The sequence below is a fragment of the Geobacillus proteiniphilus genome (assembly GCF_001908025.1).
GTDB classification, from domain to species: Bacteria; Bacillota; Bacilli; order Bacillales; family Anoxybacillaceae; genus Geobacillus; species Geobacillus proteiniphilus.
On the sequence record NZ_MQMG01000144.1, the window covers coordinates 1 to 522 of the forward strand.

The window sequence follows — 522 nt, forward strand, 5'->3', positions numbered from 1 at the left end:
CCTGACTACCTGTAGTGTTCCCTGTACACTCCAGAAATACACGCAAACGAAACCGTTCTAGATTTCGATAGCCATATGCCCGGCGTTTGATGTTTTTGATCTTGTGATTCGTCCCCTCGATTCGGGCATTGGTATATGGGCACAAAAAGTAGGAAAGAATAGGCTCCTTCCACCTTTCAAGCGTGTTGGCTGCTTCCTGAAAAGAAGCAAAAGGGCTCTGTTTGGCTAACTGAATCCATTCTTCCAAGCGTTCCTTTGCTTCGTTATATCCATCGGTTCGGTAAAAATCCCGAAACAACTCTTTCAGATAATAGGCAATGGAAAGTACCGGATACTCCTCCAAGATATCGTCTAATCGACGCCGTTGGTCCTTACGAAGCTTTTCACAGCCTTTTAAGAGAAGATATCGAGCCTTTTTCAATGGAGAAAATTCCTTTCTTGCTTGATCCAAGGCTTGTGTCACTTTTTGAACCACATGGTACTTATCGATGACAATCGAAGCAGATGGAAACAGGGCACGAA

1 protein-coding gene is annotated in these 522 nt (G+C 44.1%); it reads right to left on the reverse strand.

All coding sequences use genetic code 11. The features are described from left to right. Positions 1–522 (reverse strand): transposase (locus BRO54_RS18920; RefSeq protein ID WP_139268118.1); only part of this gene is annotated, 522 nt, incomplete at both ends.